This is a genomic window from Streptomyces sp. S07_1.15 (assembly GCF_020739505.1).
Taxonomy (GTDB): domain Bacteria; phylum Actinomycetota; class Actinomycetes; order Streptomycetales; family Streptomycetaceae; genus Streptomyces; species Streptomyces xinghaiensis.
Genome location: NZ_JAJBZK010000001.1, coordinates 2,040,104 through 2,059,612 on the forward strand (window position 1 = coordinate 2,040,104; position 19,509 = coordinate 2,059,612).

13 protein-coding genes are annotated in these 19,509 nt (G+C 74.0%); 3 read left to right on the plus strand and 10 right to left on the minus strand.

All coding sequences use genetic code 11. The annotated features are described in order from the left end of the window. Positions 1–18: 18 nt before the first annotated feature. The 3 genes from LIX60_RS08610 to LIX60_RS08620 form a co-directional block, all read right to left on the minus strand. Positions 19–1,887: an acetolactate synthase large subunit gene (locus tag LIX60_RS08610; protein WP_227957924.1), complete on the minus strand. Its 1,869-nt coding sequence runs from the start codon at positions 1,885–1,887 to the stop codon at positions 19–21. A gap of 196 nt (positions 1,888–2,083) precedes the next feature. Continuing rightward, a complete protein-coding gene (locus LIX60_RS08615) occupies positions 2,084–5,074 on the minus strand; it encodes a putative bifunctional diguanylate cyclase/phosphodiesterase (RefSeq protein ID WP_374117967.1) in 2,991 nt (996 codons plus the stop codon). 330 nt (positions 5,075–5,404) lie between these two features. Continuing rightward, positions 5,405–6,340 (minus strand): 2-hydroxyacid dehydrogenase, encoded by a 936-nt coding sequence (locus tag LIX60_RS08620; protein WP_227957926.1) that lies wholly within the window; start codon positions 6,338–6,340, stop codon positions 5,405–5,407. Positions 6,341–6,482: 142 nt separating this feature from the next. On the opposite strand from LIX60_RS08620, the gene LIX60_RS08625 reads away from it, so the two are divergent. From LIX60_RS08625 to LIX60_RS08635, 3 genes are all read left to right on the plus strand, one after another. Next, positions 6,483–7,598 (plus strand): aldo/keto reductase, encoded by a 1,116-nt coding sequence (locus tag LIX60_RS08625; RefSeq protein WP_227962675.1) that lies wholly within the window; start codon positions 6,483–6,485, stop codon positions 7,596–7,598. 195 nt (positions 7,599–7,793) lie between these two features. Further along, positions 7,794–8,933 carry a sorbosone dehydrogenase family protein gene (locus tag LIX60_RS08630; protein WP_227957927.1) on the plus strand — a complete coding sequence of 380 codons (1,140 nt, stop codon included), beginning with the start codon at positions 7,794–7,796 and terminating at the stop codon, positions 8,931–8,933. Positions 8,934–9,195: 262 nt separating this feature from the next. Then, the gene (locus tag LIX60_RS08635) at positions 9,196–9,369 is read left to right on the plus strand and encodes a DUF6191 domain-containing protein (RefSeq protein ID WP_019706272.1); all 174 of its coding nucleotides are present in this window, start codon (positions 9,196–9,198) and stop codon (positions 9,367–9,369) included. A 108-nt stretch (positions 9,370–9,477) separates the two neighbouring features. Here the strand turns inward: LIX60_RS08635 and LIX60_RS31730 are convergent, their stop codons facing one another. From LIX60_RS31730 to gatC, 7 genes are all read right to left on the minus strand, one after another. After that, positions 9,478–12,711, minus strand: coding sequence for an AAA family ATPase (locus LIX60_RS31730; protein WP_308101123.1), 3,234 nt, complete (start codon positions 12,709–12,711; stop codon positions 9,478–9,480). 31 nt (positions 12,712–12,742) lie between these two features. Further along, positions 12,743–12,970 (minus strand): hypothetical protein, encoded by a 228-nt coding sequence (locus LIX60_RS08650; RefSeq protein ID WP_227957928.1) that lies wholly within the window; start codon positions 12,968–12,970, stop codon positions 12,743–12,745. A gap of 152 nt (positions 12,971–13,122) precedes the next feature. Then, on the minus strand, positions 13,123–15,576 hold the full coding sequence (locus tag LIX60_RS08655; RefSeq protein WP_227957929.1) for an MMPL family transporter: 2,454 nt from the start codon (positions 15,574–15,576) through the stop codon (positions 13,123–13,125). 265 nt (positions 15,577–15,841) lie between these two features. Further along, positions 15,842–17,350 carry an Asp-tRNA(Asn)/Glu-tRNA(Gln) amidotransferase subunit GatB gene (gatB, locus tag LIX60_RS08660; protein WP_227957930.1) on the minus strand — a complete coding sequence of 503 codons (1,509 nt, stop codon included), beginning with the start codon at positions 17,348–17,350 and terminating at the stop codon, positions 15,842–15,844. Between the two features lie 13 nt (positions 17,351–17,363). After that, entirely contained in the window at positions 17,364–17,603 is a 240-nt protein-coding gene (locus LIX60_RS08665) for a hypothetical protein (protein ID WP_125626507.1), read from the minus strand. Next, entirely contained in the window at positions 17,600–19,093 is a 1,494-nt protein-coding gene (gene gatA, locus LIX60_RS08670) for an Asp-tRNA(Asn)/Glu-tRNA(Gln) amidotransferase subunit GatA (protein ID WP_043459781.1), read from the minus strand. The genes LIX60_RS08665 and gatA overlap by 4 nt, the downstream gene beginning before the upstream one ends. A 2-nt stretch (positions 19,094–19,095) precedes the next feature. After that, complete coding sequence (gene gatC, locus LIX60_RS08675; protein WP_019709903.1) at positions 19,096–19,392, minus strand: Asp-tRNA(Asn)/Glu-tRNA(Gln) amidotransferase subunit GatC; 297 nt, start codon at positions 19,390–19,392, stop codon at positions 19,096–19,098. Positions 19,393–19,509: the final 117 nt, after the last annotated feature.

Here is a 19,509-nt window from a genome sequence, read left to right on the forward strand (position 1 = left end):
GCGTCTCGCGTCCGGGGCTCAGTCGTCTTCGTTGTCGCCGAAGTCGGGGCGGACGCCGCGCGCCGCCATGACCTCGTCGTTCGAGGTGCCGGCCGCGACCATGGGCCAGACCATCGCGTCCTCGTGGACGATGAAGTCCACGACCACGGGGCGGTCGTTGATGGAGTTGGCCTTCTCGATGACCGCGTCCAGCTGCTCCGGGTCCTCGCAGCGCAGTCCGACGCAGCCCATGGCCTCGGAGAGCTTCACGAAGTCGGGGACCCGGGTGCCCTGGGAGGCGGCCGGGGTCTCGCCGGCCGGGACGGGGCCGGAGTGCAGCACGGTGTTGGAGTAGCGCTGGTTGTAGAAGAGGGTCTGCCACTGGCGGACCATGCCCAGGGCGCCGTTGTTGATGATCGCGACCTTGATCGGGATGTTGTTCAGCGCGCAGGTGGCCAGTTCCTGATTGGTCATCTGGAAGCAGCCGTCGCCGTCGATCGCCCACACGGTGGCCTCGGGCCGGCCCGCCTTGGCGCCCATGGCGGCCGGGACGGCGTAGCCCATGGTCCCGGCGCCGCCGGAGTTGAGCCAGGTGGCCGGCTTCTCGTACTTGATGAAGTGGGAGGCCCACATCTGGTGCTGGCCGACGCCCGCCGCGTAGACCGTATTGTCCGGGGCGAGCTCGCCGATGCGCTGGATGACCTGCTGCGGGGAGAGGGTGCCGTCCTCCGGCAGGTCGTAGCCGAGCGGGTAGGTCTCGCGCCAGCGGTTGAGGCTGTCCCACCAGTCGCGGTAGTCGCCCTTGCGGCCCTCGTCGTGCTCGGCCTGGACCGCGACGACCAGGTCGGCGATGACCTCGCGGGCGTCGCCGACGATCGGGACGTCGGCCGTCCGGTTCTTGCCGATCTCGGCCGGGTCGATGTCCGCGTGCACGATCTTGGCGAAGGGGGCGAAGGAGTCCAGCTTGCCGGTGACGCGGTCGTCGAAGCGGGCGCCGAGGGCGACGATCAGGTCGGCCTTCTGCAGCGCGGTGACGGCGGTGACCGAGCCGTGCATGCCGGGCATGCCGACGTGGAGCGGGTGGCTGTCGGGGAACGAGCCGAGCGCCATCAGGGTGGTGGTGACCGGGGCGCCGGTGAGCTCGGCGAGCACCCGCAGCTCGGCCGTGGCCCGCGCCTTCATCACACCGCCGCCGACGTACAGCACCGGGCGCCGCGCCTGGGTGATGAGCTTGGCCGCCTCCCGGATCTGCTTGGCGTGCGGCTTGGTGACGGGGCGGTAGCCGGGCAGGTCGACCGCCGGGGGCCAGGTGAAGGTGGTCTTCGCCTGCAGCGCGTCCTTGGCGATGTCGACCAGGACCGGCCCGGGCCGGCCGCTGGCCGCGATGTGGAACGCCTCGGCGATCGTGCGGGGGATCTCGGCGGCGTCGGTGACCAGGAAGTTGTGCTTGGTGATCGGCATGGTGATGCCGCAGATGTCCGCCTCCTGGAAGGCGTCCGTACCGATCGCCCGGGAGGCGACCTGGCCGGTGATCGCGACCATCGGGACGGAGTCCATGTGGGCGTCGGCGATCGGCGTGACCAGGTTCGTCGCCCCCGGACCGGAGGTCGCCATGCAGACGCCCACCTTGCCGGTGGCCTGCGCATAGCCGGTGGCCGCGTGACCGGCGCCCTGCTCGTGGCGGACCAGCACGTGACGGACCTTGGACGAATCCATCAGCGGGTCGTAGGCGGGGAGGATCGCACCACCCGGAATGCCGAAGACGGTGTCGGCGCCGACTTCCTCGAGAGAGCGGATGAGGGACTGCGCGCCCGTGACGTCCTTCTCGACGGTGGCGGACGTGTGTCCACCGCTACGGGCCCGTGGCTGCGGGTGCGGGGCCCCGGATGCCTGCTCGGTCATCGGCATTCTCTTTCAGAGATGGTTCTGTGTGGGTTTGTGGTCACCGGTGCAACAAAAAACCCCCCGTGCCGTGAGGCAAGCGAGGGGAGCGCGCCGGTGTGTTCAGCAGGGCGTGTGAGGACCTGCTTCAGCCGACGCGCTGTCCAAGTACGAAAATTCGGGTGCGCATGGCTCCGACTTTCTCCCCGGCCCGGTAGGGGTGTCAAGTGGGTGGGACCGACGTCTCACTATTCGAGCGCAGCGCCGGACCGGGCAGCGCCGGTCCGGGCAGCACCGCACCGGACACCGTGTCCCGGGCCGCCTCCCAGGTCTCACCGCCCAGGGCGTGCCGGGGCAGCGCCTCGCGGGCATCGGGGACCAGCAGCGGCGGTGCGCTCCCGGCCAGGACGGCCTCCCGCACCCCGCCCGCGTGCGGCACGGGATAACCGCCGCGGCTGAGGGCCCGGCGCAGCCGGTACTCGTCGAGCGGGCCGGAGAAGGCCATGCCCTGGCCGTGGGTGCAGCCCATGGAGCGGAGCGCCACCACCTGGTCGGGCCGGTCCACCCCGTCCGCCACGGTCTCCACCCCGAGGTCCGCGGCGATCCGCAGCAGCCCGGTGGTGATCTTGTGGACACGGGCGGACTCCACCACGCTCTCGACCAGCCCGCGGTCGAGCCGGAGGATGTCCACCGGCAGCCGGCGGAGGGCGTCGATGGCCGCGTAGCCGCCGCCGAAGGCGTCGAGGGCGACACGCACGCCGAGCCGGCGGAGTCCCGTGAGGCGGCGCTCCAGCTCGTCCAGCGGGATCTTGGGGTCGCTGCCGGAGAGCTCCAGGACCAGCCCGCCCGAGGGCAGGCCGTGCCGGTTGAGCAGGGCCTCGACGGTGCCGAGAGGCATCGTGCGGTCCATGAGCCGGCGGGCGGACAGCCGGACGCAGACCGGGACGGCGTATCCGGCGCGGTGCCGTGCGGCGGCCTGCTCCACCGCGTGCTCCAGCATCCAGCGCCCCAGTTCGGCACCGCGGTCGCCGCCCTTGGCGGCGCCCGCCTCCGAGACCCGGAGGAACTCCGCGGGGGTGAAGAGGATGCCCTGGGCGGAGCGCCAGCGGGCCTGGGCGGCGAGGGCGGTGAGCCGGCCGCCGCCCAGCTCCACCACGGGCTGGTGGAGGAGGGCGAACTCGCCGTCGTCGAGCGCGGCGCGCAGCCGGCCGGCGAGTTCGGCCCGGCGGACCACCTCGGCCTGCATCTCCGGGGCGTACAGCTCGACCCGGTCCTTGCCCGCGGCCTTGGCCCGGTACATCGCGAGGTCGGCGTTGCGCATCAGCGCGCCGGGCGTGATGCCGGGATCGGCGAAGGCGACGCCGATGCTGGCGGCGACCCGCACCTCGGTGCCCGCGACCCGGTAGGGCTCGGAGAGGGCGACGCGGAGCCGGTCGGCGATCTCGTGGATGCGGAACTCGCAGTCGGCGCGGTCCCGGCAGCCGTCGCCGAGGATCAGGGCGGCGAACTCGTCGCCGCCGAGCCGGGCGGCCGTGTCCCCGGCGCGCACGGACTCCCGGAGCCGGCGGGCGGCGTGGATGAGCAGCTCGTCGCCGGCCTGGTGGCCGATGGTGTCGTTGACGGCCTTGAAGCCGTCGAGGTCGATGAAGAGGACGGCGGTGCCGGGGTCCGTGCTGCGCCGGCCGCCGAGCGCGCGGCGGACCCGTTCGGTGAAGAGGGCCCGGTTGGGGAGGTCGGTGAGCGGGTCGTGCTCGGCGCTGTGCCGCAACTGCGCCTGGAGGCGGACCCGTTCGGTCACATCGCGGCTGTTGAAGATCAGACCGTCCTCGTGCCGGTTGACGGTGGACTCGACGTTGAGCCAGGGGCCGCCGGCGGCCCGCGGACCGCCGGCGCGGAAGCGGCACTCGATCCGGGTGGTGGGCTCGCTCTCCGGGGGCGCGGAGAGCAGGCGGCCGACCTCCCGCATGACGCCGTCGGCGTCCTCCGGGTGGATCAGCGAGGACAGCCGGGAGCCGACCAGCTCCTCCGGCTCGATGCCGTAGACGCCGGCGGCGGCCGGGCTGACGTAGCGCAGGGTGCCGCTCGGGGTGGCGATCATGATGACATCGCTGGAGCCCTGCACCAGGGAGCGGAAGTGGCTCTCCTGGTAGGCCAGTTCCTGAGTGAGGGTGATGTTGTCCATCAGCATGATGCCCTGCCGCACCACGAGGGCCAGGACCACCGTGCAGGCCGTGAAGATCACGACCCGGTCGACCCGGCCGCCGTCGATCACGGTGTGCAGGATGCCCAGGGTGCACACGGCGGCGGCGAGGTACGGCGTCAGGGCGGCCAGCGAACCGGCGATGGGCAGCCCGCCCGGGTACGGGACGGACCCGTCCCGTACGGCCGCGTGGGTCCGGCGCTCGCGCTCCTCCTCGGCCCGGTCCCGCCGGCCGACCCAGGGGGCGTACGCGAGCAGCGGGGAGCCGGCGAACCAGCCGGCGTCCAGCAGCTGCCCGGAGCGGTACTCCTCGCGGAAGAGCGGGGAGGTGAAGAGCGCGTCGCACAGCACGGTCAGCGCGAGGGCGGCGATGGCGGTGTTGATCGCGCTGCGGTTCGCGGACGACCGCCGGAAGTGCAGCACCAGCACCATGCTCACCAGCGCGATGTCGAGCAGCGGGTAGGCGAGGGAGAGCGCGGTCTGCGCCACGCCGTCGCCCCGCCCGTCCGCGGTGTGCGCCAGCGCGAGGCTCCAGGAGAGGGTGAGCAGCGAACCGCCGATGAGCCAGGCGTCCAGGCCCAGGCAGACCCAGCGGGCACGGGTCACGGGCCGTTTGGCCAGGACCAGCAGGCCGATGATGGCGGGCGGCGCGAAGAGCAGGAAGCAGAAGTCCGCGGCGGACGGCTCGGGCACCGGCGTGCGCAGCACCACCTCGTACCAGCCCCAGACGAAGTTCCCGGCGGCGGCCATCGACGAGGAGAGCGCGAACAGCAGCCAGGCCGGGCGCTGGCAGGGGCGGACGCGGGCGTAGGCGAAGCAGGACACGGCGGCGGCGAGGGCCGCGGCGCTGAGCCCGAAGTCCCCCATGATCAGGGCGACGGTCCGGGAGCCCCAGCCGAGGGCCGCGCCCGCGGTGTAGCCCGCGCAGGCGGCGGCCAGCAGGAGTTGGGGGAGGAGGCTTCGCCGGAAGCCGGTGGCCGCGCGCCGCGGGACCACCGCCCCCTGGGCGCTCACCGGACCGCCCGCGGCGGTGCGGTCCGCCGTTTCGGTCTGCGCACGGGGGCCTGCGGAACCGGTCGCCGCCGGCATCCGGTCCCCGTCGTCTCGCTCTTCCATCGGCCGCGCATCGCCGTCGCCCCCCTTGAGTCACGGTCCTTCGCCGTGCCGTGGTTCGGTCCGCGGCACGGTCCCCGGACGGGACGATACACCAGACCCGTCACGCAGCGACATAGGTTACCTACGCAGCGTGACAACTTGAATGCTGTCAAGTACACTCCGCGCTCGAACGGAAGCACATCGTGTTCGCACGCGCCTCCCCCCGGCCCGCCCCGGCCGGCGCGGCCCTCACGCCTCGGCCACCACGTTCTCCAGCGGCTCGGCCGCGGCGAACCTCTCCAACTGGGCCCGCAGCAGCCGCTCGGCGCGGGGCAGGAAGGCGGAGGTCGGCCCGCCGACATGCGGGGTGATGAGCACTCCGGGGGCGTGCCACAGCGGATGACCTGCGGGCAGCGGTTCGGGGTCGGTGACGTCCAGGGCGGCGGACAGCCGTCCGGAGGAGGTTTCGGCCAGCAGGGCGCCGGTGTCGACGACGGGGCCCCGGCCGACGTTCACGAGCAGCGCGCCGTCCTTCATCCGAGCCAGGAATCCCGCGTCCGCCAGACCGCGGGTCTCGTCGGTGAGGGGGGTGACCAGGATCACCACATCGGCCTCGGGGAGCAGTTCTGGCAGTCTCTCCATCGGATGCACGGGACCGCGCGTGGTGGTGCGGGCGGAGCGCGCGACGCGTGTCACCCGCGCACACTCGAAGGGCGTGAGCCGGTCCTCGACGGCGCTGCCGATGGACCCGTAACCGACGATCAGCACATGCTTGTCGGCGAGCGCCGGGCGGAATCCGGTGCGCCACTCCCCCGCGTCCTGGGCCCGGACGAAGGAGGGGATGCCGCGCAGCGAGGCCAGGGTGAGCGTGAGCGCCAGTTCGGCCGTACTCGCCTCGTGCACCCCGCGGGCGTTGCACAGCAGGGTGCCGGGCGGCAGTCCGGGCAGGGCCGGCAGGACGTGGTCGGTGCCCGCGGTCAGCGTCTGGACGACCCGGAGGGAGGTCATCTCCTTCAGCGGCCGGACGCAGGTCTCCGCGCTCTTCATGTACGGGACGCCGTAGAAGACGCAGCGGGCCGGGTCGCCGGGGAAGGCGGCCTCGCCCTCCCAGTGGAGATAGGTGAAGTCCCCGGGAAGTCCGTCGATCTCGGCGGGCGGTACGGGCAGCCACACGTCGGAAGTCATGGCCAGGAGCCTAGGCGACGGCGCCCTGACGCCAGAGGTTACTGTGCTGCGGGGGCGGTCGGCCCCTGGCCACGGCAGACGGACCACGGCCCCTCCCGGTCGGGGGCGGGCCTCGCGGGGCCCAGGAGGGGTGCGGAACCAGGTGGAGCGCAGGACGATCGGCGCGGGGGCGCTCTCGGTGGGGTCCGTGGGGCTCGGGTGCATGCCGATGAGCTGGGGTTACACCGCCTCCCAGCAGAACGGGGAGAGTTCGCTGCGCGCCGTGCACGCCGCCCTCGACCGCGGCTGCACCCTCCTCGACACCGCCGACATGTACGGGCCGTTCACCAACGAGCTGCTGGTGGGGCGGGTGCTGAAGGAGCGGCGTGCGGACGCCTTCGTGTCCACCAAGTGCGGGCTGCTGGTGGGCGAGCAGCACATCGTCGCCAACGGCCGCCCCTCGTACGTGAAGCGGGCGTGCGACGCCTCGCTGCGGCGGCTGCAGACCGAGGTGATCGACCTCTACCAGCTGCACCGGGCGGATCCCGAGGTTCCGGTGGAGGAGACCTGGGGCGCGATGGCCGAGCTGGTCTCCGCCGGGAAGGTCCGGGCGCTGGGGCTGTGCGCCGTGGGGGCGCGGGCCCCGCGCCGGCCGGAGTGGCGCGGGCAGCGGGCCCGCCGCCGGGAGCGCGGCGGCACCGGCGTCCAGGGGGCGCCGGCCGTCCCGGGGACCGCCGGGGCCGGGACCGGGGCCGGGGCCCGGGGGGCCGCGGAGGCGCCCGGGATGCACGACACGACGCTGCGGCAGCTGGAGCGGGTGCAGCAGGTGTTCCCGGTGAGCGCCGTGGAGGCCGAACTCTCGGTGTGGTCGCGGGAGGCGCTCGCCACACTGGTGCCCTGGTGCGAGGCGCGCGGCATCGGTTTCATCGCGGCGATGCCGCTGGGGAACGGTTACCTCACCGGCACCCTGACGCCCGGTGAGGGCTTCGAGCCGGACGACGTACGGGCCCGGCACCCGCGGTTCACGGCGGAGATGATGGCCGCCAACCAGCCGATCGTGGCGGGACTGCGCCGGGTGGCCGCCCGGCACGGGGCCACCCCGGCCCAGGTGGCGCTGGCCTGGACACTGACCCGGGGCCGCCATGTGGTGGCGCTGCCGGGCACCAAGAAGGAGCGCTGGGCGCTGGAGAACGCGTCCGCCGCCCAACTGGCGCTCACGGAACGGGACCTGGCGGAGATCGCGGAGCTGCCGGCCGCGCAGGGGTCCTGGGAGGACTGAACGGGCGGGGCAGGCTCCGGCGGCCGCCCGGTTCCGGTACGGACAGCGGCGGTACGGGCGGCGGCCCGGCGTTACGGTCCGCTCCGGCGGGGAACCTGAGGGGGCGCGAGGCGGTTGAGCAGGTGTGCGGTGGACCCGCCCCGCCGTACCGGACCCGAACGGAGAGGACCGCGAGCTGTGCGCCGACGTCCCGCTGTGACCGTATCCGCCGCGCTGGCCGCGGCCGCGCTGGTGTTCACCGCCGGCTGCTCCTCCGAGGACGGCGGCCCGGACGGCCGTACGGGCCCGCCCTCGGCCTCCCCCGGCGACCGGTCCACCGCTCCCTCCTCGTCCTCCTCCCCACCCCCGGCGAAAGGGTCCGTGAAGGTGGTGGAGACCGTGGCGGAGGACCTGGACACCCCGTGGGGGCTGGCACCGCTGCCCGGCGGCGACCTGCTGGTGTCCTCCCGCGACACCGGCAAGATCTTCCGGATCGCCGCGGACAGCGGGGAGAAGACCGAGATCGGCACGGTGCCCGGGGTGGCCGCGGCGGGCGAGGGCGGACTGCTCGGTATCGCCGTGCCGAAGGAGGGGGAGATGGTGTACGCGTATCTCACCACCGCCTCGGACAACCGGATCGTGCGGATGCTCTACTCCCCGGACAAGCCCGAGGGCCGCCAACTCGGTGCTCCGGACACGGTCTTCAAGGGCATCCCCAAGGGGGTGGTCCACAACGGCGGCCGGATCGCCTTCGGCCCGGACGGGATGCTCTGGGCCGGCACCGGGGAGAGCGGCGAGGAGGGTCTCTCGCAGGACAAGGACTCACCCGGCGGCAAGATCCTGCGGATGACCCCGGACGGGGAGCCGGCGCGCGGCAATCCGGATCCCGGCTCGGCCGTGTACTCCTGGGGCCACCGCAATGTGCAGGGGCTGGCGTGGGACGCGGAGAAGCGGCTCTGGGCCTCCGAGTTCGGCCAGAACACCTGGGACGAGCTCAATCTCATCGAGGCGGGGAAGAACTACGGCTGGCCCGAGGTGGAGGGCAAGGGGGGCGGGGAGCGCTTCACCCAGCCCGTCGAGCAGTGGAGGCCCGAGGAGGCCTCGCCGAGCGGTATCGCCGTGGCCAAGGGCTCGGTCTGGATGGCGGGCCTCCGGGGCGAGCGGCTCTGGCGGATTCCGCTGGACGGCACCCGCCCGGTGGCCGAGCCGCAGGATTTCCTGGCCGGTGAGTACGGCCGGCTGCGGACGGTCGTCGCCACGGACGACGGTGATCTGTGGCTGGTGACCAGCGAGACCGACGGCCGGGGCTCCCCGGGGGAGAACGACGACCGGATCCTCCGGCTGGAGGTCTCCTGACGGTCCCCGGCAGTACCGTGGGCTCCCGTGGCCACCGGGCCGCGTACCGCGCCGGGCCCTCCCCGGCCGCTCCCGGGCTCCTGGACGCCCAGCGGTTCACCGGGACTCCCGGCGGTGGTCCCCCGGGCGCCCGCCCGGGCGTGCCGGCGAGGGCCGTACGGGCGGTAGATCGCGGGGGGCGCGCGGCGGGGCTGGGTCGGTCACCGCGGGGCGGACTCCCGGGCGGGACACTCCGAGCGGGACCGACGATGGGGAGGCGCTGATGTTCAACGCCCTCGAAGAGCTGTTCACGCCCGGCCGGGCGCACACCGAGGAGGAGCGCAACCGCCTCGAACTGGTCGTCCAGGACGCCGGGGACTCCGATCCGGGCCGGGGGCCGGTGGACCTGGCCTCCGGACGCGTGCTGATCCGGCCGCCCCGGAGCGGTACTGCCTGAGCCGCGGCCGGTTCGGCAGGCCCGGCCGGCCCTGCCTCGTCCCCGCCCGCGTCCGCCCATCCTCCGGGCCCGCCGCGTCCGCCGGGCCGGGCTCACGGGCCCGGGGCCTCAGCGCGCGTGTTCCGGATCGGGCTCCGCGAACATCCGCGTCCGGTGGGCGAAGGCCGCCGCCTCCCCGCGCCCGGACACCCCGAGCTTGGCCAGGATGTTCGACACGTGGACGCTGACGGTCTTCGGGGAGATGAACAGCTCGCCGGCTATCGCACGGTTGCTGTGCCCCGCCGTCACCAGCCGCAGGACGTCCCGCTCCCGTGGGGTCAGCCCCAGCTCGCCGGCCGGGTCGCACGCTTCCCGGGGGGCGGGGACGGCGGCTTCCGCCGGGGCCTCCGGTCCGGCGCCGGGCAGGGTGAGCCGGGCCCGGCGGGCGAGCACGGCGACATCCTCGCGGAGCGGGCGGGCGCCGAGCCGCAGCGCGGTGGCGTGCGCCCGCGCCAGCAGGCCGGCGGCTGTCCTCCGGGCCTCCTCGCGGCGCTCCTCGCGCACCTGCCGGCCGGGGCCGTCCCCCCGCTGTCCCTTCCCGCCGGTGCCCTCGTGGGGACCGGTGGAGCCGAGGAGCGCCTCGGCCCAGCGGAACCCCAGACAGGCGGAGACATACGGATAGCCGTACGGCTCGAAGGCCCGCACCGCCTCCTCCCAGAGGGCGGGGGCGTGCCGCCCCCGGGCACGGGCCAGTTCGGCGTCGAACCTCCGGGACCAGGCGGCCCAGAGCGGTGAGCGGTGCGCGACGCCCCGGGCGGAGAGCCGCAGCCGCTCGACCAGCTCCCGGTGGACCGCCTCGTCGGTGCCGGGCAGCCCGCGGCTGTCGGCGGCCATCGCGGCACCGGCCACCAGGAGCTGCCAGACGTACGGCTCCTGGCCGAGCAGGGGCAGCAGGCTGAGCGCGCAGTCGAGCGCGGCGCGGGCCTCGCCGAACCGCCCGGCGGCCGCCGCCCGGCGTATCTCGGCCTCGGCGAGCGGCAGTTCGTACTGCGGCTCCATGTCGTTCCGGCCGAGGTGGGAGCGGCAGGCGGCGATGAGTCCGGGCACCCGGTCGTACGCGCCCCGGTCCAGGGCGAGACCGGCATCGTGCAGCGCGATCGAGGCGAGCGAACGGGAGCTGTGGACCCGGCCGCGGTACTCGTCGAGCACGGCGGCGGCCTCGTCCCACTCGCCCAGGGCCAGCAGCGCCTCGGCGAGGTTGCCCGCCGTGAAGGCGGCGGCGTTGTGCAGGCCGTGCCGGTGCAGTACGGCGATACCCTGCCGGGCCGCCTCCACGGCCTCCGCCGAACGACCCGCCTTGTGCAGCAGGTCGACGAGATTGCCGTGCACCCGCCCCAGTACCCGGGGGAAGGGGCGCCGGTCCACCTCCTCGCGGACGGCGTACATCTCGGCGATGCCCCGTTCCTCCTCGCCGGCGCCGGCCCGCAGCCAGGCGAGCGTCACCCGGCCGGAGAGCCGCACCTCCTCGGCGCCCACCAGCCCGGCCAGCTCCACGGCACGCTCGGCCAGCGGCAGGGTGTCGGTGCCGGAGACGTGCATGCTGTGCCAGGTGGCGGCGAGCGCCAGGACGTCGGCGTGCACGGCGGACGGCGGCAGGCCGCGGACCAGCTCCTGGGCCCGGGCGATCTCGGCCCAGCCGTCCCCGCGGCCCATGCCCGTCATCAGCTTGGAACGCTGCATCCAGAACCAGGCGGCCCGGACCGGGTCCTGCCGCTCGTCGACCAGCTTCAGCGCCTTCTTCGCGAGGGTCAGGGCGCGTTCCAGGGATTCGTCCCACCGGGCCGCCACCACGGCCTCGGCGAGCAGGTCGAGGAAGTGCGGGTGGCAGCCGGGCCGCTCCGGTTCGCAGCCGCAGGCGGGGTAGGACTCGGGGTACCCGAGCTCCGGCAGCTGTTCCCGCTGCTCGGGCGGGACCTCGTCCCACAGCTCCATGGCCCGTTCCAGCAGCTTCAGCTTCTCGGCGTACGCGTGCCGGCGGCGGGCCTCGCCGGCCGCGGCGAGCACCGCGGGCAGGGCCTTGGCCGGTTCGTGCGCCCGGTACCAGTAGCCGGCGAGCCGGGCGGCCCGCTCCTCGGCCCGCACCAGCGAGGGGTCGGCCTCCAGCGCCTCGGCGTACCGGCGGCTGAGGCGGGAGCGCTCGCCGGGCAGCAGATCGTCGAGGATCGCTTCGCGCAGCAGGGCGTGCCGGAAGCGGTAGCCGTCGCCCTCGTCCGTGGGGACCAGGACGTTGGCCCCCACGGCGACGCGCAGGGCCTCGATCAGCTCGTCGTCGTCCGCGCCCGTCACGGCGGCGAGCAGGGCGTACTCGACGGTGGTGTTGCGGGCCGCGGTGCGGACGATGCGCTGGGCTGGTTCGGGCAGCGCCTCGACCCGGACCAGCAGCAGGTCGCGCAGCGAGTCGCTGAGGCCGCAGGAGGCGTAGTCGCTGGTGGCCAGCTCCTCGACGAAGAACGGGTTGCCCTCGGAGCGCTCGAAGATCTCGTCGGCGAGGCGGCGGTCCGGTTCGCTGCCGCGGATGCCGGTGAGCTGGCGGCGCACCTCCTCACGGCTGAGCCGGGGGAGTTCGATGCGGCGGACGGTGCGCAGCCGGTCCTGCTCGGCGATGAAGGGGCGCAGCGGATGGCGGCGGTGGATGTCGTCGGCGCGGTAGCTGGCGAGCAGGACGAGCCGGGAGCTCTGGAGGGAGCGGAAGAGATAGCCGAGCAGTTCGCGGGTGGAGCGGTCGGCCCAGTGCAGGTCCTCGATGACGACGACCAGGGTGCGGTCGGCCGCGAGCCGCTCCAGGAGCTGGGCGGTGACCTCGAACAGCCGGGCGCGGCCCTCCTGGTCGTGGCTCTCCCGGGCTCCGGTGCCGTACCCGGCGGCGTGGGCGCCGTTCGGGTGGGGGCTGCCGCCGTGCGCACCGGGGGCGGGCGGGGGCTCGGGCGGCGCCATGTCGGGGAGGAGCCGCGCGAGGTCGGGCTCCCGGCCGGCGGCGGCCCGTTCGAGATCGGCGCCGAGCTGCCGGTGGAGGGCGCGCAGAGCCGTGGCGAAGGGCGCGAACGGCAGTCCGTCCGCGCCCAGTTCGAGACAGCCCCCCACGGCGGTGACGGCTCCCTCCCGCCGGGCGAGGGTGAGGAACTCCTCCAGCAGCCGCGTCTTGCCCACTCCGGCCTCACCGCCGACGAGGAGGGTCTGCGGTTCTCCCGCGGCGGCACGGGAGAGCGCGCCGGTGAGCGTGCCCAGTTCGCCGGCGCGGCCGACGAACACGGGGCTGATGGCGGTGACTTCCACGCCGTACAGCATCGCACCGGGGTCCGACATCGGGGCACCGCTTTTCTCGCCGGGGCACCGGTCAGGCGCGGTGGGCGGGGCCGGATCCGCCCGGCCGCCGGGTGCCGGACGCGGCCGGGCGCCCGCCGCCCGGGGAGGGGGCGTCCCGGTCGCCGCCGGGACGGCCGGAGCGGCGCGCGGCCCGGCGGGCGGAGCGGCGGGCGCTGAGGACCTGCCGGACGAGCCGGCGCTCGGCGGCCTCCCGGAGCAGTTCCGCCTGCTGGATCCGGTGGAGTTCGTAGTCGAACATGCGTGGCTCCCCGTTCGAGGGTTCGGTGGTGTGCCTCCACCCTCGTGCTCCGGGGAGCCCTCCCGCATCGGGACGCTGCCCGATCTTCGCCGGGACGGGGGCCTTAGGCCGCGTGGTCCCTCCGCCCCGGCGGACGCGGCCCCGGCCTCCGCCTAGGGCATCGTGCCGGGTGCGGCGGGCCGGGTGGCCACCGAGGTTCTCCCGGCCGGTACGGGAACGGCCGTGTCGGCGGGGCGCCGCGGGCCGGGGATGCCCGGTTCCGGCACCGGCGGGGTCTCCGGTGTGCCGGGGCCCCGCGGCTCGTCGGGCCGCCGGGGCCCGTCCTCGCCCGGACCGCCCGGGCCCTCCGGCCCTTCCGGCCCCTCCGGCTCGTGCGCCCCGTCCTCCACGTGTTCCTCGTCGTCCGGTGCCTCGATGCTGATCCGGGGCAGCAGCCGGTCCAGCCACCGCGGCAGCCACCAGTTGACGCCGCCGAGCAGGTGCATCAGCGCCGGCACCAGCAGGGTGCGCAGGATGAAGGCGTCGAGGGCGACGGCCGCGGCCAGACCGATGCCGAACATCGCGATGATCCGGTCGCCGGTGAGGACGAAGGCCCCGAAGACGGCGATCATGATGACGGCGGCGGAGTTGATCACCCGGCTGGTCTCGGCGAGCCCGACCCGGACCGAGCGGCGGTTGTCCCCGGTCCGGCGCCACTCCTCGTACATCCGGCTGACCAGGAAGACCTGGTAGTCCATGGAGAGCCCGAAGAGCACCGAGACCATGATCACCGGCAGGAAGGGCTCGATCGGCCCCCCGGCGCCGAGGCCCAGCAGCTCGCTCCCCCAGCCCCACTGGAAGACCGCGGTGACGATCCCCAGGGACGAGGTGACGGCCATGACGTTCATCAGCGCGGCCTTCAGCGGTATGCCGACGCTGCGGAAGGCGAGGAGCAGCAGCAGGCTGCCGGAGGCGATGACGGTGCCGATGAAGAGCGGCAGCTTGGCGGTGATGACGGAGGCGAAGTCGTCGTAGCCGGCGGTGGGGCCGCCGACGTGGGTGCGCAGGCCGGTGCCGTCCTGGGCCTCGGGCAGCACGTCGCCGCGGAGCCGCTCGACGAGTTCGGAGGTGGCGGTGTCCTGCGGGGAGGTCTCGGGGACGACGGTGATGACGCCCGTGCCGCCGTCGCGGTCGGTGGTCGCGCCGGTGACGGCGGCGACGCCGTCGGTGGCCCGCAGCTCGCCGGGCAGCTTGTCGAAGGCGGCCCGGTCGGCGGGGCCGCCGATCTCGGAGACCAGGGTCAGCGGGCCGTTGGTGCCGGGGCCGAAGCCGTCGGCGAGCAGGTCGTACGCCTGCCGGGTGGTGGAGCCGGCCGGGTGGTTGCCCTGGTCGGAGGTGCCGAGGTGGAGGCCGAGGGCGGGCAGCGCGAGGACCGCCATGACGGCGACCGCCACGGCGCCGAGGATCCGCGGGTGCCGCTCCACGAAGGCCGACCAGCGGACGGCGAACCCGGTGGCCTGCTCGGGCTCGGGGCCGTGCTCGGCGAGCCGGCGGCGCTCGCGGCGGCTCAGCGCCCGGTGGCCGATCAGCTTCAGCAGGGCCGGCAGCAGGGTGACGGAGGCGGCCACGGCGAGCAGGACGGTCAGCGAGGCGGCGACCGCGACGCCGTTGAGGAACTCCAGCCGCAGGACGAGCATGCCGAGCAGCGCGATGAAGACCGTGCCGCCCGCGAAGACGACGGCGCGCCCGGAGGTGGCGACCGCCCGGGTCGCGGACTCGGTGACGGACAGGCCCCGGCGCAGGCCGCGGCGGTGCCGGGTGACGATGAACAGCGCGTAGTCGATGCCCACGCCGAGGCCGACGAGCAGCCCCAGCATGGGGGCGAAGTCGGCGACCGGCATCAGATGGCCGAGGAGGCCGATGCCGAGATAGCCGGTGCCCACGCTGACCAGGGCGGTCGCCAGGGGCAGGGCCATCGCGGCGAGCGAGCCGAAGGCCAGGAGGAGGACGACGGCGGCCACGGCCAGTCCGACGAACTCGGCGGTGTGGCCGCCGGTCTCGCCGGGCTTGGCGATGGCGGAGCCGCCGGTCTCGACCCGCAGTCCGCTCTCCTCCACGGCCCCGGAGTCCCCGGCGGCTCCGCCGGATCCGGCGGCCTCGGCGGGCCGGGGGGCCTCGGCGGCCTCGGCGGTGGCCACGAGCCGCTCGGCCTGTGCCGCTCCGGTCTCGCCGGAGGCGGCGTCGAAGGCGACGGTGGCATAGGCGGTGCGGCCGTCGGCGCTGATCCGGCCGGTGTCGGCGGGACCGTAGGGACCGCTGACGGAGGTGACGCCGGGGAGGCCGGCGATCTCGTCGAGGGTCGCGGTCATCCGCTCCTCGACCGCCTCGGCCCGTACGGTCCCGCGGTCGGTGTGCCAGACCACGGTGGCGCGGTCACCGCCCTGTCCGGGGAAGTTCTTCTCCATCAGGGCCGCGGCCCGTCCGGATTCGGTGCCGGGGATCTCGTAGTCGTCCGTGAAGGCGGAGCCGGCCAGGGTGGAGGCGACGGCCGCCCCCCCGAGGGCGAGCAGCCAGAGCAGGATGACGACGAGACGGCGCCGGATGCACCAGCGGGCCAGAGCGGCCATGTGGAGGAACTCCCTGGGTGCGGGGACAGCGCCGATCGGAGCGGATAACACCCCAAAGAGCACTGGATGGGCGTTTTCCACTCTCACAGGAGAGGGAGATCAACAGGGCCTCTGTGCGGGAACTCACAGGGCTGCGGTGAACCGGGTCACACGGCTCCGACCAGGGAACACGCCACGGGGGGCGCACGACGGAGGGGCGGCCCCCCTCGGGAGAACCGCCCCTCACCGGACGCCGCCGGGCAGGACCCGGCCCGGGCCGGACCCGTCAGTCCTGCGGAGCCAGCCGTTCCAGGATCAGCTCGCGGACCCGCGCCGCGTCCGCCTGGCCCCGGGTGGCCTTCATGACCGCGCCGACCAGCGCGCCCGCCGCCGCGACCTTGCCGCCGCGGATCTTGTCGGCGATGGCCGCGTTGCCCGCGATGGCCTCGTCGACCGCCGCGCCGAGCGCGCCCTCGTCCGAGACGACCTTCAGGCCGCGCTTCTCGACGACCGTGTCCGGGTCGCCCTCACCGGCCAGCACGCCCTCGATGACCTGGCGGGCCAGCTTGTCGTTGAGCGAGCCCTCCGCGACGAGCGCCGAGACCCGGGCGACCTGCTCCGGGGTGATCGGCAGGGCCGTCAGCTCGACGCCGTCCTCGTTGGCCCGGCGCGCCAGCTCGCCCATCCACCACTTGCGGGCCTGGTCGGCCGGGGCGCCCGCCTCGATCGTGGCGAGGATCGGCCCGATCGCGCCGGCGTTGAGCACCGACCGCATCTCGTGGTCGTTCAGGCCCCACTCGGCCTTGAGCCGCTGCCGCCGCAGCCGCGGCAGCTCGGGCAGGCCGGCCCGCAGCTCCTCGATCCACTCCTTCGCCGGGGCGATCGGCACCAGGTCGGGCTCGGGGAAGTAGCGGTAGTCCTCCGCCTCCTCCTTGACCCGGCCGGGGGTCGTGGAGCCGTCGTCCTCGTGGAAGTGGCGGGTCTCCTGGACGATCGTGCCGCCGGTGGAGAGCACGGCGGCGTGCCGCTGGATCTCGAACCGGGCGGCCCGCTCGACGCTGCGCAGCGAGTTGACGTTCTTCGTCTCGGAGCGGGTGCCGAAGGTCCCGGTGCCGTGCGGGCGCAGCGACAGGTTGACGTCGCAGCGCATCTGGCCCATCTCCATCCGGGCCTCGGAGACGCCGAGGGCCCGGATGAGCTCGCGCAGCTCGGCGACGTAGGCCTTGGCGACCTCGGGGGCCCGCGCGCCGGCGCCCTCGATCGGCTTGGTGACGATCTCGATCAGCGGGATGCCGGCCCGGTTGTAGTCGAGGAGGGAGTGCACGGCGCCGTGGATGCGGCCGGTCGCGCCGCCGACGTGGAGGGACTTGCCGGTGTCCTCCTCCATGTGGGCGCGCTCGATCTCCACCTGGAAGACCTCGCCGTCCTCCAGTTCGACGTCCAGGTAGCCGTTGAAGGCGATCGGCTCGTCGTACTGGGAGGTCTGGAAGTTCTTCGGCATGTCCGGATAGAAGTAGTTCTTCCGGGCGAAGCGGCACCAGGGGGCGATCTCGCAGTGGAGCGCGAGGCCGATCCGGATGGCCGACTCGACGCCGGTCGCGTTGACGACGGGCAGCGAGCCGGGCAGGCCGAGGCAGGTCGGGCAGGTCTGCGTGTTGGGCTCGGCGCCCAGGGCGGTGGAGCACCCGCAGAACATCTTGGTGGCGGTGCCGAGCTCGACATGGACCTCCAGGCCCATGACGGGGTCGTAGGACGCGAGGGCGTCCTCGTACGACACCAGTTCAGTGACGGTCACGGACTCTTCCCTCTCAGCCCAGCAGGACGTCGTCGTCGCCGAGGCGGCGCAGCTCGCGGACGAGGACGGCCACACCGGTGACGATGGCGGCGGCGGAGACCACCGCGTCGGCGAGCATGAGTGTGTCGTTCTCGCTCCGGGCGGTCTTCACCTGCTTCAGCACGCTCACGGCGCCGAAGAGTGTGGTGCCGATGGACAGATAGGTACCGGCCCGGGACTTCTTGAAGCCCTTGGCCTTGGAGAAACTGCTCATAGTGCGGGTGCCTCCTCCAGCAGCGGGTGCCCCCAGCGGGCGGTGAGCGCGGCCTCGACCGCGGCACCGACCCGGTAGAGCCGGTCGTCGGCCATGGCGGGCGCGATGATCTGCAGGCCCACGGGGAGCCCGTCCTCCGGCGCCAGGCCGCAGGGCAGGGACATGGCGGCGTTGCCGGCCAGGTTCGTCGGGATGGTGCACAGGTCGGCGAGGTACATGGCCATCGGGTCGTCGGCCCGCTCGCCGATCGGGAAGGCGGTGGTCGGGGAGGTCGGCGAGACCAGCACGTCGACCTGCTCGAACGCCTTCTCGAAGTCCCGCGTGATGAGGGTGCGGACCTTCTGCGCGGAGCCGTAGTACGCGTCGTAGTAGCCGGAGCTGAGCGCGTAGGTGCCGAGCATGATGCGGCGCTTCACCTCGGCGCCGAAACCGGCCTCACGGGTGAGGGCGGTGACCTCCTCGGCGGAGCGGGTGCCGTCGTCGCCGACGCGCAGGCCGTAGCGCATGGCGTCGAAGCGGGCCAGGTTCGACGAGCACTCCGAGGGGGCGATCAGGTAGTACGCGGCGAGCGCCTTGTCGAAGGAGGGGCAGGAGATCTCGGTGACCTCGGCGCCCAGCTCGCGCAGCAGCTCCACGGACTCCGTGAAGCGCTGCATCACGCCGGCCTGGTAGCCCTCGCCCGCGAACTCCTTGACGACGCCGACCCGCAGGCCCTTCACATCGGCGCTGCGGGCGGCCTCGACCACCGGCGGGACCGGCCGGTCGATGGACGTCGAGTCGAGCGGGTCGTGCCCGGCGATCGCCTCGTGCAGCAGGGCCGCGTCCAGGACCGTGCGGGCGCAGGGGCCGCCCTGGTCGAGGGAGGAGGAGAAGGCCACCATGCCGTAGCGGGAGACGGCGCCGTAGGTCGGTTTGACGCCGACGGTGCCGGTCATCGCGGCGGGCTGGCGGATGGAGCCGCCGGTGTCCGTGCCGATGGCCAGCGGGGCCTCGTACGCGGCGAGCGCGGCCGCGGAGCCGCCGCCGGAGCCGCCGGGGATCCGGGTGAGGTCCCAGGGGTTGCCGGTGGGGCCGTAGGCGCTGTTCTCGGTGGAGGAGCCCATCGCGAACTCGTCCATGTTGGCCTTGCCGAGGACGACGATGTCCGCGTCCTGCAGGCGCTTCACCAGCGTCGCGTCGTACGGCGGCAGCCAGCCCTCCAGGATCCTGGAGCCGACGGTGGTGGGGACGCCCTCGGTGGTGAAGATGTCCTTGAGCGCCAGCGGGACGCCGGCCAGCGGGCCGAGTTCCTCGCCGCGCTCGCGCTTCTCGTCGACGGCGCGGGCCCGGGCCAGCGCGCCCTCGCGGTCGACGTGGAGGAAGGCGTTCACCTTCTCGTCGACGGCCTCGATCCGGGCCAGATGGGCCTCGGCCACCTCGACGGCGGTGAGGGTGCCGGAGGCGATGGCGGCCGCGGTCTCCGCCGCGGTCAGCCTGGTCGGGTCGGTCATGGTCAGTCCTCCCCCAGGATCTGCGGCACCTTGAAACGCTGCTGCTCCTGCGCGGGGGCTCCGGAGAGCGCCTGCTCGGGGGTGAGTGACGGGCGGACCTCGTCGGCGCGCATGACGTTCGTCAGCGGCAGGGGGTGCGAGGTCGGCGGTACATCCTCGTCGGCAACATCGGAAACGCGGGCGACCGCGCCGATGATCACGTCGAGCTGTCCGGCGAAGTGGTCGAGTTCTTCGTCCTTCAGCTCAAGACGTGACAGCCGGGCGAGGTGGGCGACCTCCTCGCGCGTGATGCCAGGCATTCAGCGATCCTCAGGGTTTGGTGTGTGGGTTATCCGCCCAATCCTATGGCGGTCGGCGGGTCCGGGGCGAAACCCCTTGGCGCGGGCCGCCGGACGGTGCCCGCGGTGCGGGTTCGG

What these genes read in the sequence shown, in the direction of transcription:
- LIX60_RS08610 (WP_227957924.1), bottom strand. Translation starts at nt 1,887, where the DNA reads ATGCCGATGACCGAGCAGGCATCCGGGGCCCCGCACCCGCAGCCACGG.
- LIX60_RS08620 (WP_227957926.1), bottom strand. Translation starts at nt 6,340, where the DNA reads ATGACTTCCGACGTGTGGCTGCCCGTACCGCCCGCCGAGATCGACGGA.
- LIX60_RS08635 (WP_019706272.1), top strand. Translation starts at nt 9,196, where the DNA reads ATGTTCAACGCCCTCGAAGAGCTGTTCACGCCCGGCCGGGCGCACACC.
- LIX60_RS31730 (WP_308101123.1), bottom strand. Translation starts at nt 12,711, where the DNA reads ATGTCGGACCCCGGTGCGATGCTGTACGGCGTGGAAGTCACCGCCATC.
- LIX60_RS08650 (WP_227957928.1), bottom strand. Translation starts at nt 12,970, where the DNA reads ATGTTCGACTACGAACTCCACCGGATCCAGCAGGCGGAACTGCTCCGG.
- LIX60_RS08655 (WP_227957929.1), bottom strand. Translation starts at nt 15,576, where the DNA reads ATGGCCGCTCTGGCCCGCTGGTGCATCCGGCGCCGTCTCGTCGTCATC.
- LIX60_RS08665 (WP_125626507.1), bottom strand. Translation starts at nt 17,603, where the DNA reads ATGAGCAGTTTCTCCAAGGCCAAGGGCTTCAAGAAGTCCCGGGCCGGT.
- gatA (WP_043459781.1), bottom strand. Translation starts at nt 19,093, where the DNA reads ATGACCGACCCGACCAGGCTGACCGCGGCGGAGACCGCGGCCGCCATC.
- gatC (WP_019709903.1), bottom strand. Translation starts at nt 19,392, where the DNA reads ATGCCTGGCATCACGCGCGAGGAGGTCGCCCACCTCGCCCGGCTGTCA.